General features: G+C 68.2%; 11 protein-coding genes and 1 tRNA gene. 7 read left to right on the top strand and 5 right to left on the bottom strand.

All coding sequences use genetic code 11. The features are described 5' to 3' along the window. Positions 1-55: 55 nt before the first annotated feature. From J7528_RS24400 to J7528_RS24390, 3 genes are all read right to left on the bottom strand, one after another. Positions 56-1942, bottom strand: coding sequence for a nucleoside-diphosphate sugar epimerase/dehydratase (locus J7528_RS24400; protein ID WP_291880031.1), 1887 nt, complete (start codon positions 1940-1942; stop codon positions 56-58). Between the two features lie 88 nt (positions 1943-2030). Continuing rightward, complete coding sequence (gene glp, locus J7528_RS24395; protein WP_291880028.1) at positions 2031-3272, bottom strand: gephyrin-like molybdotransferase Glp; 1242 nt, start codon at positions 3270-3272, stop codon at positions 2031-2033. A gap of 204 nt (positions 3273-3476) precedes the next feature. Beyond that, positions 3477-4322: a ferredoxin--NADP reductase gene (locus tag J7528_RS24390; RefSeq protein ID WP_291880025.1), complete on the bottom strand. Its 846-nt coding sequence runs from the start codon at positions 4320-4322 to the stop codon at positions 3477-3479. Between the two features lie 426 nt (positions 4323-4748). Between J7528_RS24390 and J7528_RS24385 the strand changes: the two genes are divergently transcribed. The 4 genes from J7528_RS24385 (at position 4749) to nusG (ending at position 6703) form a co-directional block, all read left to right on the top strand. After that, positions 4749-5168, top strand: a complete 420-nt coding sequence (locus J7528_RS24385; RefSeq protein ID WP_291880023.1) for a hypothetical protein — start codon at positions 4749-4751, stop codon at positions 5166-5168. A 472-nt stretch (positions 5169-5640) separates the two neighbouring features. Next, positions 5641-5716 (top strand) — tRNA-Trp (locus J7528_RS24375). 96 nt (positions 5717-5812) lie between these two features. Further along, complete coding sequence (gene secE / locus J7528_RS24370; protein ID WP_291880017.1) at positions 5813-6136, top strand: preprotein translocase subunit SecE; 324 nt, start codon at positions 5813-5815, stop codon at positions 6134-6136. Positions 6137-6145: 9 nt separating this feature from the next. Continuing rightward, positions 6146-6703 (top strand): transcription termination/antitermination protein NusG, encoded by a 558-nt coding sequence (gene nusG, locus J7528_RS24365; RefSeq protein WP_291880015.1) that lies wholly within the window; start codon positions 6146-6148, stop codon positions 6701-6703. A 196-nt stretch (positions 6704-6899) separates the two neighbouring features. Here nusG and arr read toward each other — a convergent pair whose 3' ends face one another. Beyond that, positions 6900-7316, bottom strand: coding sequence for an NAD(+)--rifampin ADP-ribosyltransferase (gene arr / locus J7528_RS24360; protein ID WP_291880013.1), 417 nt, complete (start codon positions 7314-7316; stop codon positions 6900-6902). A 205-nt stretch (positions 7317-7521) separates the two neighbouring features. Between arr and J7528_RS24355 the strand changes: the two genes are divergently transcribed. The 3 genes from J7528_RS24355 to J7528_RS24345 all read left to right on the top strand — a co-directional run bounded on the left by J7528_RS24355 (position 7522) and on the right by J7528_RS24345 (position 9421). Next, the gene (locus J7528_RS24355) at positions 7522-7707 is read left to right on the top strand and encodes a hypothetical protein (RefSeq protein ID WP_291880011.1); all 186 of its coding nucleotides are present in this window, start codon (positions 7522-7524) and stop codon (positions 7705-7707) included. A gap of 177 nt (positions 7708-7884) precedes the next feature. Further along, the gene (locus J7528_RS24350) at positions 7885-8196 is read left to right on the top strand and encodes an acyl carrier protein (RefSeq protein WP_291880009.1); all 312 of its coding nucleotides are present in this window, start codon (positions 7885-7887) and stop codon (positions 8194-8196) included. Position 8197: 1 nt separating this feature from the next. After that, positions 8198-9421 carry an aminotransferase class I/II-fold pyridoxal phosphate-dependent enzyme gene (locus tag J7528_RS24345; protein ID WP_291880006.1) on the top strand — a complete coding sequence of 408 codons (1224 nt, stop codon included), beginning with the start codon at positions 8198-8200 and terminating at the stop codon, positions 9419-9421. Here the strand turns inward: J7528_RS24345 and J7528_RS24340 are convergent. Then, positions 9411-12569, bottom strand: a complete 3159-nt coding sequence (locus J7528_RS24340; protein WP_291880003.1) for a CusA/CzcA family heavy metal efflux RND transporter — start codon at positions 12567-12569, stop codon at positions 9411-9413. The two genes, J7528_RS24345 and J7528_RS24340, sit on opposite strands and share 11 nt — an antisense overlap.

Genomic DNA, 12569 nt, shown 5'->3' with positions numbered 1-12569 from the left:
TCCCGAATGGTCAGGGAAAGCTTGACGCGGCTCGCGGCGAAATTGCGGCGCTCAATCAGGAGGCGCGGATCTTCACCACCTTGGACGGGCCCACCTGGCGCAGGTCCTCGACCAGGTCGAACAGCTGGGCGCGGACGGCGGCTTCGTCGCCGGCTTCGGCCAGGGCGTCCAGCGCATCCAGGCGCTGGTCTTCGATGACCGGCGCGGCCGAAAGGCGCAGGGCCTCCATGATGCCGGGGGCCTTGGGACGGGCGACCTCGTTCACGTCCAGCAAGGTCTCGGTCAGCTTCTCGCCGGGGCGCAGGCCGGTGATCTTGATCTCGATGTCGCGGTCGGGGACCAGACCCTGCAGCTCGATCATGCGCTTGGCCAGGTCGATGATCTTGACCGGCTCGCCCATCTCCAGGGTCAGCACCCCGGCCTCGTCGGCGTCGGTGGCGATCATCGACAGGGCGACGGCGCGCAGCACCAGCTGCACGGCCTCGGGGATGGTCATGAAGTAGCGCTCGACCGCCGCGTCGGTCAGGGTGACCGGGCCGCCGCGGGCGATCTGCTGCTGGAAGATCGGCACGACCGAGCCGGCCGAGCCCAGCACGTTGCCGAAGCGCACGATGCTGACGCGCATGTCGCCGCCGCCGCCGTACTGGCGGGCCACGGCCTCGGCCACGCGCTTGGCCGCGCCCATCACGCTGGTCGGAGCCACGGCCTTGTCGGTGGAGATCAGGGCCAGGTGCGCGGCGCCGCAGGCCTTGGCGGCCATGGCGACGTTGCGGGTGCCCAGGACATTGGTGCGCACGCCCTCGCAGGGGTGGTTCTCGACCAGGGTGACGTGTTTCAGCGCCGCGGCGTGGAAGACGATGTCGGGCTTCATCTCGGCGAAGACGCGGGTGACGCGGGCGGTGTCGCGCACGTCGCACAGCACCTCGCGCCGCGGCAGCAGCGGGTGGCTGTCGGCGATCTCGCGGTCGATATGGAACAGGTTGTATTCCGAAGTGTCGACCATGGTCAGCTGGGCGCAGCCGCTGGCGGCGATCTGGCGGCACAGCTCCGAGCCGATGCTGCCGCCGGCCCCGGTGACCAGCACGCGGCGACCTGAGACCAGGGCGCGGACGGGCTCGGGATCCAGGCGCACCGGCGGGCGGCTCAGCAGTTCTTCCAGGCTGATTTCGCGCAGGGTCTCGGCGCTGGTCGCCGCGCCCATCTCGACCACGCCGTGGCGGCGCAGCAGGCGCACGCCCTCGGTCTTCAGCCGACCCAGGCGTTCGGCGCCAAAGGTGCTCATGGCGCTGTCGGTCAGGAACAGGATGGCGGAGGGCGACAGGCCGCTGTCGCGCAGCCGGGCCAGCACGCGGTCGAAGTCGGCGATGGCGCCCAGCACGCAGACGCCGCGCAGCTCGTCGCCGGTCTCGCGGTCCATCGGCGAGACGACGCCGATCGGGGTGTAGCGCTCGCCCAGGCCCGCCGGGGCGCGCAGGAAGGCGTCGGCCTCGGTCGCCGAACCGACGATCAGCAGGCGGGGCAGGGCCGGGTGCATCGAGGCCGGACCCAGGCGCAGCACCGAGTCCAGCAGCTGGCGCTCGTGCAGGCTGCGGCGGATGACGCGCAGGGCCGACAGGAAGGTGCCCTGGAACAGGGCCGCGCCGGCCACGGTGCGCAGGCCGCCGTCGATGCCCGGATGGGCGAAGCGGGTGATGACCATGAAGGTCGCGGCCGTCAGGAAGGCCGAGCGGAACAGGCGCAGGTGGTCGCTGGCCGACACGAAGCGCCAGGGCGCGCGCTCGACGCGGAACAAGAGTTCGACGATCAGGGACGCCAGGGCGTACAGGCCCGCCTGCAACAGCGTGTCCGGCGTGAAGGGCATGTCGATGACGAGATACCGGCCGACCAGCAGGGCCACGAAGGCCAGCAGGACGTGCGTTCCGATCTTGCCTACATGCCCCATGAAACGAACCTCTCGAGCCTGAAGGCCGGGGCGGGCCCCGGTGGAATCGTTCAAGCAACTAGCACGGCAATCCGTCGCCGTCGCGGTTTCAGCCGCGACGCAGGGGCAGAACTTCAATGACGTCGTTCGCCGAAGCGGCCGGCGCGCCGGGGCGTCGACGAACCAGAGCATCCGCCCGGGCGAAGACGCCGACCAGCGAGGAATCCTGATCGGGGAAAACGCTGGCGAGCGTTCGCCCCTCGGGATCGACCGACAGGGCCGCGCGCATCCAGTGCTCGCGGGGGCCGCCGGCGCGCAGCGGGGCGGCCAGGCGGGCCGGGATCAGGCGCACCTCGGGATCGGCTCCGGCCAGGGCCGACAGCAGGGGGCGCAGGAACAGTTCGGCGCAGACCATGGCCGAGGCGGGGTTGCCGGGCAGGCCCAGGACGCGGCGACCGTCACCCAGATGTCCGAACCACGTTGGCTTGCCGGGGCGAACCGCCACGGTCTCGACGGCCAGCTCCAGGCCCAGGGTGCGCAAGGCCGGCTTGACCAGGTCGTGGTCGCCGACCGAGGCGCCGCCGACGGTGACGATCAGGTCGGCTTCGACAGGCCCCTCTTGGGAAAGACAAGAAGAGGCGGCCTCGGCGATGGCGGCTGCATCATCGGCCGCGGCGGTCAGGCGGAAGGCCTCGCCACCCCAGCTGTCGATCAGGGCCGCCAGGGCGAACGAGCCGCTTTCGAAGATCTGGTCCGGGCGCGGGCTGCCGCCGGGCGGGACCAGCTCGTCGCCGGTGGCCAGGATCGCGACACGCGGCCGGCGGGCGACCGGGACCTGCGCGAGGCCAGCCGAGGCGACCAGGCACAGTCGCCACGGATCGATGACGACGCCGGCCTCAAGCAGGACATCGCCGGCCCGGAAGTCGCCACCGGCTGGGCGGAGATTGGACTTGGGATCCTCGCCGGCCTCGAAACGGACCGTGTCGCCCTCGCGGACGGCTTCTTCCTGGATGATCACCAGATCAGCGTGCGCCGGGATGGGGGCGCCGGTGAAGATGCGGACGGCCTCGCCGGCCTGGACGTCGCGTGGATAGGCCTTGCCCGCCGCGCTCTCGCCGGCGACCGCGAAGGCTCTGCCCGGCGCGTAGTCGGCCCGCCGGATCGCCCAGCCGTCCATGGCCGAGGCGTCGAACGGCGGCTGATGACGGTCGGCCACGACGGGCGCGGCCAGCACGCGACCGATGCTGTCGGTGAGCGGGACGCTCTCGACGCCAAGCCGCGCGGCGCCGTCCAGGATCCGGGCGCGCGCCTCCTCGACCGTGAGGTTCTTGAGGTTGGGAAGGTCAGCCATGTGCTTGCTCAGAATCCAACCCAGACAACCCTGCCTTCCTAGGCCTTGTGCCTAGGACCCAGCGTTCCGCTCGCACGACTTGGCCTGCGGTCGCCCACGCAAGCGGCGCTCCTTCTGGAGTATCCGAGCCTAGCCGAACCATGGGTCCTAGGCACAAGGCCTAGGAAGGCAAGTTTTGTTTGCTTCTGAATAAAGGGCGTAGTCCTACCCCACGAAGGCGCGCTCGATCACGAAGTCGCCCGGCTCGGCGTTGGAGCCTTCCTTCAGGCCGTGAGCCTCCAGGAGGTGGGCGGTGTCCTTGATCATCGCCATCGAGCCGCACAGCATGGCGCGGTCGTGCTCGGGGTCGAACTTGACCTGCTCCAGGCCCAGGTCGGCGAACAGCTTGCCGCTCTCGATCAGGTCGGTGAAGCGGCCCTGACGCTCGAACGGCTCGCGGGTGACGGTCGGATAATAGACCAGCTGGGCCTTGGCCTCATCGCCGACCAGCGGATCCTCGTGGATCTCGGCGGTGAAGAGGTCGCGGTAAGCCAGCTCCTTCACCTCGCGCACGCCGTGGGCGACGATCACCTGCTCGAAGCGGCTGTAGGCGTCGGGGTCGCGGGCGACCGACAGCCACGGCGCCAGGCCCGTGCCGGTGCCGAACAGGAAGAGGCGCTTGCCGGGACGCACGGCGTCTAGCACCAGCGTGCCGGTCGGCTTCTTGCCCAGCAGGATGTCGTCGCCTTCCTGGATCTGTTGCAGGCGCGAGGTCAGCGGACCGTCGGGAACCTTGATCGAGAAGAACTCCAGTTCCTCGGCAAAGTGCGGCGAGCCGATCGAATAGGCGCGCAGGATCGGCTTCTTCTCGTCCTCGCGCGGCGGCAGGCCGATCATCACGAACTCGCCCGAGCGGAAGCGGAAGCTGGCCGGACGCGTGATGGCGAAGCTGAACAGGCGGTCGGTCCAGTGCTTCACCCACAGCACCTTCTCGGTGAAGTAGGGGGCTTCTTTCACGGGAGCGGCGGCGGTCGCGGTGGCCGTCATATGAACCTTGAATCCTTTAGACATACGGGAGCCGCCACGGCCCTGAGGCGGCTATCGTCTCATTTGAGCACCGCCGTCTCCATGTCAACGCCGGTTGTCTAAAGCCGGCGTTGGAAAAACTCAGCTGTCCGGCAGAACGGCCACCGCTGTGTCGGGGAGTCGAAAGATCATCAGCAGTATTCGCATGCGCAGAGAAAGCGGCGTCTCGGTTCGCGAACAAATGTTCAGATGAGAAACGCTATCAGCTTGGCGCGGCATGGGATTGCACTTGGCTGGACGAAGTTTCCAGGCTTCATGCGTCTGTCGTCCGGTTAAGGACAATCCTTTTCCCAATCTGTCAAATCGCCGAACCGGTTTTTCGAAAGCGTCAAAAATGTGATTGCCGCTCTTCAAAACGAGGCGCAGACTTCCTTTTGCTTCGTTCGCGGAGCCAACGATACGGAGGAACGTATGCGGGTTAGGTTCATAGGGGCCGCCGCGGCGGCCGGTCTGTTAGCGTTTGGTTTGGCTGGTTGCAGTGACGGCGGCGCGAAGACGAAAGTCGCGCAAGCCAATCAAGTCGTCGTGGAAGGCACGCCTGTCACGGCGTCGGGCTGCGTCAGGCCCGTCGAGAACACCAATTGCCTGGTCGTGAAGGGCCGGGGCGGTGGTTATTACGACATCAGCAGCGCAAGTCCCGCGCCGGACCTGTCCAAGGGCGTGGCGGTTTCGCTGCGCGGCACCGACAGCGGCAAGAACACCCAGTGCGGGCGCGAGCTGACGAACGTGAAGTTCTCGTACCTGGGCATCCAGTGCGGCGCGACGCTGCCGGCCAGCGCCTCGACCAGCACGGACAAGGACGCCAAGACCAAGCAGGAAAAGGCCGGCTGACCGAAACCAGCCGGGTCTGACTTGTAATCCTAGCCCTCGCCGGAGCCCGGATCGGTCCGGGTCTTCGGCGAACGGGTGCTGTCGGCCGCGCCTGGCGGCTCGGTGGCCGGTCGAGGTGGCTGGCCCTCCCGAGGCGCGGGACGCTGGTTCTCGTGCTCGATCTCCCGATTCGACGGACGATCGGCATTCGAGGGCTGCGGTTGGGGGGAGGAGACTGTCGGCATGGCGAAATAACGCCGTGGCCGGGTCTTCCGATCCCCAAAACCGGCCCGTTCCGCGCTGTTCGAAGCCCCGAACGGCGGGGTTGTGGGCGCCTAAAGCCGTCAAACCGTTCCGCCGCGCTTGCTCGCCGCATGCGACCCTGCTAAATGGCGCGGCTCTGGCGACAGAACATGGCGCGCCGAGGCCTTGAGCCTTCCGGCGCGCTGTCTGTCTCTGGATGTCCGTCAGCCCGAAAGGGCGGTCGGAATGCAGGAGTGTAGCTCAGCTGGTAGAGCGTCGGTCTCCAAAACCGAAAGTCGTGGGTTCGAGTCCCCCCACTCCTGCCACTATATGTTTCCGACAGGCCGCCATTTGGCCGGTCGCATTTGCCGCCGGATCGCTCGCGATCCGATGGTTTTGAGAAAGTCGTGAGCCTCTAGAGCATGGCCAGGAAACCGGGATCCAGCCCGTCCGCGATCAAGAACCGCGCCGCGAAGACGGCCGCGGCGATGGCACCTGCGAGCGCTGGCGCGACGACGGCCGCCGCCGCTCCCGCCGCCCCGAAGAAGCGCACCAGCCCGGTGCAATTCTTCCGCGAAGTTCGCGCCGAAGCCCGCAAGATCACCTGGACCACCCGCAAGGAGACCTGGATCACCTCGGTGATGGTCTTCATCATGGTGGTCATGGCGTCGCTGTTCTTCATGGCCGTCGATGGCGGCCTGGGCCTGGCCATGAATCAGCTGCTGAAGCTGGCGACCGCGGGATAAGATAGAGCGATGAGCACCGAAACCGCCTCGAACCCGAACCACAAGTGGTACATCGTCCACGCCTACTCGAACTTCGAGAAGAAGGTGGCCGAGAGCATCCGCGAGCAGGCCAAGAACCAAGGCCTGGAAGAGAATTTCTCCGAGATCCTCGTGCCGACCGAAGAGGTCGTCGAGATCCGCCGCGGCCGTAAGGTCAATGCCGAGCGCAAGTTCTTCCCGGGCTACGTCCTGGTGAAGATGAACCTCTCGGACGAAGCCTACCACCTGATCAAGAACACCCCGAAGGTCACGGGCTTCCTGGGCAGCGGCTCCAAGCCGATGCCGGTCTCCGAAAAGGAAGTCCAGCGCATCGTCGGCGCGATCGAGGAAGGCGTCACCGCCCCGAAGGCCGTGGTGCTGTACGAAGTCGGCGAGAATGTCCGCGTCACGGACGGCCCGTTCGCCAGCTTCAACGGCTCGGTCGAATATGTCGACGAGGAAAAGGCCCGCCTGCGCGTCACCGTCTCGATCTTCGGCCGCGCCACCCCGGTGGAGCTGGAATACAATCAGGTCGAGAAGATCGCCTAACTCGGCGGTTCGATCGCAAGCTTCTGAAAAGCCCCGCGTCGCAAGGCGCGGGGCTTTTTGCTGTTCGGGGCCTGCCTCCCTTCGTCGTCATCCCGGCCGCAGCGAAGCGGAGAGCCGGGACCCAGCGGCGGCCGCATTGCGCTTGGCTCCTGGGTCCCGGGTCGGCTGCGCCGCCCGGGATGACGAGCGGGGGATGTCAGTCTTCAATGGCCTCGACGCCCTGGCGATCTAGTTCCGCCAGGCGGTCGCGCATCGCCTGCAGCTGCTCGGGCGAATGCCCCGTCCAGCGGGTCAGCTCGCCGACGATCCGCAGAGGATAGGACGTGCGGTAGGAGCGGGTCGGATTGCCCGGAAACTTCTGGTCGGTGAGGTTGGGGTCATCCTCGATCGGGCCGGTCGGCTCGACCACATAGATCCGCGGCGGTCCGTCGCCCCGGGCGAGCTCCGCGCCCCAGATGGCCGCGTCCAGCGTGGCGGTCAGATAGACGAACTTGGCCAGATTGCGCTTGCCGTAGTTGGAGGCGTAGCCCGCGCCGATCAGGTCGCCCAGGTTCAGGTCGGCTTTCGTACCGTGATAGAACGGTTCCGCGCCCGGCGTGACGGTGGTGGTCATGGTCAACGGCCCTTCTGTGATGGAGACCCGACGGTCCCCGCGTCGAGGGCGCTACAAACTGCGCATAAATCGCCGTTCGCCAATTCTTGAAATCAGGTTTTTCCGCCCCAAATCCCCTTCAGGCAGGGGCGACGATATTGGCTGGGGGTTTGGCAAAAGAGCCAACTCGGCGCATTTTCCGCCTCCCGACCCAGGAGACGTCCCGATGAAAGCGCCCCGCAAACTCGTGGTTCTGGCGGTCGCGCCCGTCTCCCTGAGCATCGTCCTGTTGCCGCTGGCCAACCGCCTGCCGCTGCCCGACGGCCTGATCGGCTGCGCCATCGGCAGCCTGTTCGGCCTCTCGTTGGTCGGCCTGCTGGCGATGGCCGGCAAGGCCAAATGCGCCTCTTAAAGCAGGCTCCGCACACAATCCGAAACAGGTCTTGAGGGCCCGAAATCCGCGTGCGGCTTGCCGTCCACGCGAATGTGACTACTCTGTAACTGGAGCGTCCGGGGCTGAGCGAGCGCGATGGGGGGGCCTATCACCAAGTCGCAGACAGGGGACAACGGCCATGCCGTAGCGGTTTCGATGCCTCTCGAGGTCATCGAAGGCGATTGCGCGCGCCTGTCGCCTGACGGCCTCGCGCCCGACGATCCCGTGGTTGCAACCGTGGCCGCTTTCGTGCTCCAGACCCTGCAACCCTATGCGCCCGCGGGCCAGATCGTGACGCCGACGACCGACATCACGACCGACCTGCATATCGACTCGCTGAGCGTGATGAACGCGGTGCTCGACATCGAGGACCGCTTCGACATCTCGGTCCCACTCAATCGACTGGCCCAGTTCCGCACCGCCGAGGACTTGGCCGCCTACATCGTCTCAAGACTCGGAAAACACTGAATTGGGCATCTTCGACACCCATTCCGCCCTGATGGCGCGCTACGAAACCGCTCGCGCGTCCGGACAAATGCCGACCGGCGTGGTGATGGACAGGCTGCTGTCCGCCACCGAGGCCGAGATCAACGGGCGAAAAACCGTGACCGTCGGCACGCACAACTATCTGGGCCTGGCCTATGATCCGGCGTGTATCGACGCCGCCGTCGAAGCCGTGCGCCGCGAGGGTACCGGTACCTGCGGTTCGCGGATCGCCAACGGCTCGTTCTCCGAGCACGTGGCGCTGGAGCGCGAGATCGCCGACTTCCACGGCATGGCCCACGCCATGGTCTTCTCGACCGGCTACCAGGCCAACCTCGGCGTGATCTCGACCCTGGTCGGGGCCGGCGACTTCCTGCTGCTGGACGCCGACAGCCACGCCTCGATCTACGACGCCTGCAAGCAGACGCAAGCCAGCGCCATCCGCTTCAAGCACAACGACCCGGCCAGCCTGGAGGCGCGCCTGCGCCGCGTGAAGGACGAGCCCGGCACCAAGCTGGTGGTGGTCGAGGGCATCTATTCGATGCTGGGCGACATGGCTCCGCTGAAGGAGATGGTCGAGGTCGCCCGTCGCTACGGCGCCTACATCCTGGTCGACGAGGCCCACTCGATGGGCGTGCTGGGCGAGCGCGGCTGCGGCCTGGCCGAGGCCGTCGGCGTGCTGGACAATGTCGACTTCATCGTCGGCACCTTCTCCAAGAGCCTGGGCGCGGTCGGCGGCTACTGCGTCTCCAACCTCGAGCAGTTCGACATCCTGCGCGTGGCCTGCCGCCCCTACATGTTCACCGCCTCGCTGCCGCCGGCCACCGTGGCCTCGGTGCGCGCCGCCCTGGCCGCCGTCCGCGAGCGTCCGCAGCTGCGCGAGAAGCTGTGGAACAACGTCAACCGCTTCTACGGCGCCCTGGCCGACGCCGGCTTCCAGCTGGGCTCGATCGCCAGCCCGATCGTGGCGGTGTGCCTCGACTCCGAGCTGACGACCCTGGCCATGTGGCGGGCGCTGCTGGACCGCGGCTACTACGTCAATGTCGGCCTGCCGCCAGCCACGCCCTCGGGCGAGAGCCTGCTGCGCTGCGCCATCTCGGCCGCCCATTCCGAGGCTCAGCTGGACGGCCTGGCCGAACAGCTGATCAGCCTAGGGCGGGAGTACGGCGTCCTGCCCCAGGAAGACCTGCGTCGGGCCGCTAAGGCCTGACGTCCCGGCGCCTGCCCAGCCACACATAGAAGCTGGGCAGCACCAGCAACGTGAGCACGGTGGAGGTCAGCAGGCCGCCGACCACCACCGTCGCCAGCGGCTTCTGCACCTCCGCGCCCGGCCCGATCGCCAGGGCCATCGGGATGAAGCCCAGGATCGCCACCAGCGCCGTCGTCAGCACTGCCCGCAGGCGGCCGACCGTGCCGTCGATGACGGCGGCGGCGAGGTCGGTCTCGCCCTCAATGCGTTGCTTGATGCTCTGCATGAGCACCAGGCCGTTCAGGGTGGCCACGCCCGACACGGCGATGAGGCCGACGGCCGCCGAGATCGAGAACGGCATCCCCCGCAGCAGCAGCGCCAGCGCTCCGCCGACCAAGGCCAGGGGCACGCAGGCGAAAACCAGCGCCGCCTCCGTCGCCGAGCCCAGGGCGAAGAACAGCAGTACCGCGATCACCAGGAACACCACGGGCACGATGATCGCCAACCGCGCGCTGGCCCGCTCCAGGTTCTCGAACTGCCCGCCCCAGTCCAGCCATGAGCCGGGCGTTGGCCGGACGTCCCGCGCCACGGCGGCCTGCGCGTCCTTGACGAAGCCGCCCAGGTCGCGACCCCGTACATTGGCCTGCACCACGATGCGGCGCTTGCCGTTCTCGCGGCTGACCTGGTTGGGACCCTCGGCGGTGTCGAAGCGGGCGATGCTGGACAGCGGCACGGCGCTGCCGCCTTCGCTCTCCGACACCACGGGCAACTGGCCCATGGCGGCCGGATCGGCGCGCTTGGCGTCGTCCAGGCGCACGACCACGTCGAAGCGACGATCGCCCTCCAGGATGTGCCCGGCCTCGCGCCCGCCCAAGCCGATCTCCAGGGCGTCGGCGGCGTCGCTGGCGTGGACGCCCAAGGCCGCCGCCGCCGTGCGGTCGACGCTGGCGGTAATGGTCGGCTGGCCCGAGATCTGCTCGACCTTCACGTCCGCCGCGCCAGGGACCTTGCGCAGGGTGGCGGCGACCTGGTCGGCGGTCCGGCTCATGGCGGCGAAGTCGTCGCCATAGACCTTGACCGCCACGTCTGAACGCACGCCGGCGATCAGCTCGTTGAAGCGCATCTGGATCGGCTGGGTGAACTCATAGGCGTTGCCGATCAGCTTGGAGAGATCGCCCTCCATCCGTTCGACCAGTTCGGCCTTGGATAGACTCGGATCCGGCCAATCCTTGCGCGGCTTCAGGATCACGAAGGTGTCCGAGGCGCTGGGCGGCATCGGGTCCGAGGCGATCTCGGCCGTGCCGGTGCGGGTGAAGACCAGGGCGACCTCAGGCTGAGCCGAGAGCACCTTCTCGACCTCGAACTGCATGGCCTGGCTCTCTTCCAGCGAGATCGAGGGCACACGGCTGGCCTGGACCAGCAGGTCGCCTTCGTCCAGCGTCGGGGCGAATTCACGGCCCAGGGCGAAGAAGGCGACGACGCCCAGCACCAGGGCCAGCACCGCGCCGCCAGCCACCGCTCGGGGACGGGCGACGGCGGCGCGCAGCACCGGTTCGAAGCGCGTGCGAACCACGGCCATCGCCTTGGTCTCGCCGTGGCCCTTGGGCTCGCGCACCGCCAGAGCGGTCAGGGCCGGGACCAGGGTCAGGGACAGCACGAAGGCGCCGGCCAGGGCGAACATCACCGTGGCGGCCATCGGCGTGAACATCTTGCCCTCGACGCCCTCGAAGGTCAGCAGCGGGGCGTAGACCAAGAGGATGATCGCCTGGCCGAAGGCGGCGGGGCGGGCCATCTCCTTGGCGGCCTCGACCGCGACCGACAGGCGCTCGCCGGCGGTCAGGTCGCGGCCCTCGGCTTGGCGACGCAAGGCCAGGCGCCCGAGCGTGTTCTCGATCACCACCACGGCCCCGTCGACGATCAGGCCGAAGTCCAGCGCCCCCAGGCTCATCAGGTTGCCGCTGATTCCGAACCTGCGCATGGCGATGGCGGCGATCAGGAATGACAGCGGAATGACCAGGGCCGTGATCAGGGCGGCGCGGAAGTTGCCGAGCGCGAAGAACAGCACCGCGATGACCAGCAGGGCCCCGACCGTCAGGTTGTGCTCGACCGTGCGGATGGTGGCGTCGACCAGGCGCGTGCGGTCCAGCACCGGCTTGATGATCACTTCCGGCGGCAGGCTGGGCGCGATGGCCTTGAGGCGTTCGTCGACCCGCGCTGCGACGGTGCGGCTGTTCTCGCCGACCAGCATCAGGGCCGTGCCGATCACCACCTCGCGGCCGTTCTCGCTGGCCGAGCCCAGGCGCGGGGCGTGGCCCAGGGCGACGGTGGCCACGTCCGAGACCTTGACCACGGCGCCGTTGCGGCGGCCGATCGGCGTGTCGGCCAGCTCGGTCAGGCTTTTCACGCGGGCGTCGGTGCGGACGATATAGGCCTCGCCGCCGCGCTGGACATAGCCGGCCCCGGCTATGCGGTTGGCGTGCTCCAGCGCCTCGACCAGCTGTGGCAGGCTGATGCCGCGCGCCGCCAGCTTAGCCGGGTCGGGATGGACGGCGTACTCCTTGACGTAGCCGCCCAGCACGTCGACGCCGGCCACGCCGTCCAGGGTCTTCAACTGCGGGGCCACGATCCAGTCTTGGACCGTGCGCAGATAGGTGGCCTTCTCGACGTCGGTCCGCAGGGTCTCGCCCTCGGGCGTGACATAGGCAGCGCCCGTACGGGCGGCCGCGCCCTTGAACTCGACAGTCCAGATATAGACCTCGCCGAGGCCGGTGATCGGCGGACCCATGCCGGGCTCCAGGCCGTCGGGCAGGCTGGCGCGGGCGGCTTGCAGCCGCTCATTGACCAGGGTGCGGGCGAAATAGAGGTCGGTCTCCTCGGTGAACACGGCGGTGATCTGCGAGAAGCCGTGCCGCGACAGCGAGCGGGTCTCGACCAGGCCCGGCGTGCCGGCCAGCGCGGTCTCCAGCGGGAAGGTGACCTGGCGCTCGACCTCCTCGGGGCCGAGGGCGGGCGCGACGGTGTTGATCTGCACCTGGCGGTTGGTGATGTCGGGCACGGCGTCGATGGGCAGACGCGACAGCTGCTGCAGGCCGAACGCGAACAGCGCCACGGCCAGCAGCACGACGATCCACCGGAAGCGGACCGAAAGGTCGATGAGGCGATTGAGCAT

Source organism: Caulobacter sp., from assembly GCF_017744445.1.
Classification (GTDB): domain Bacteria; phylum Pseudomonadota; class Alphaproteobacteria; order Caulobacterales; family Caulobacteraceae; genus Caulobacter.
This window is presented reverse-complemented; position numbering and strand designations above follow the sequence as displayed.

Bases quoted from the DNA above. Each gene is read 5' to 3' on its own strand.
- secE (WP_291880017.1), top strand. From the start codon at position 5,813: ATGGCCAGGAAACCGGGATCCAGCCCGTCCGCGATCAAGAACCGCGCC.
- J7528_RS24340 (WP_291880003.1), bottom strand. From the start codon at position 12,569: ATGCTCAATCGCCTCATCGACCTTTCGGTCCGCTTCCGGTGGATCGTC.
- J7528_RS24355 (WP_291880011.1), top strand. From the start codon at position 7,522: ATGAAAGCGCCCCGCAAACTCGTGGTTCTGGCGGTCGCGCCCGTCTCC.
- J7528_RS24390 (WP_291880025.1), bottom strand. From the start codon at position 4,322: ATGTCTAAAGGATTCAAGGTTCATATGACGGCCACCGCGACCGCCGCC.
- J7528_RS24400 (WP_291880031.1), bottom strand. From the start codon at position 1,942: ATGGGGCATGTAGGCAAGATCGGAACGCACGTCCTGCTGGCCTTCGTG.
- glp (WP_291880028.1), bottom strand. From the start codon at position 3,272: ATGGCTGACCTTCCCAACCTCAAGAACCTCACGGTCGAGGAGGCGCGC.
- nusG (WP_291880015.1), top strand. From the start codon at position 6,146: ATGAGCACCGAAACCGCCTCGAACCCGAACCACAAGTGGTACATCGTC.
- arr (WP_291880013.1), bottom strand. From the start codon at position 7,316: ATGACCACCACCGTCACGCCGGGCGCGGAACCGTTCTATCACGGTACG.
- J7528_RS24385 (WP_291880023.1), top strand. From the start codon at position 4,749: ATGCGGGTTAGGTTCATAGGGGCCGCCGCGGCGGCCGGTCTGTTAGCG.
- J7528_RS24350 (WP_291880009.1), top strand. From the start codon at position 7,885: ATGCCTCTCGAGGTCATCGAAGGCGATTGCGCGCGCCTGTCGCCTGAC.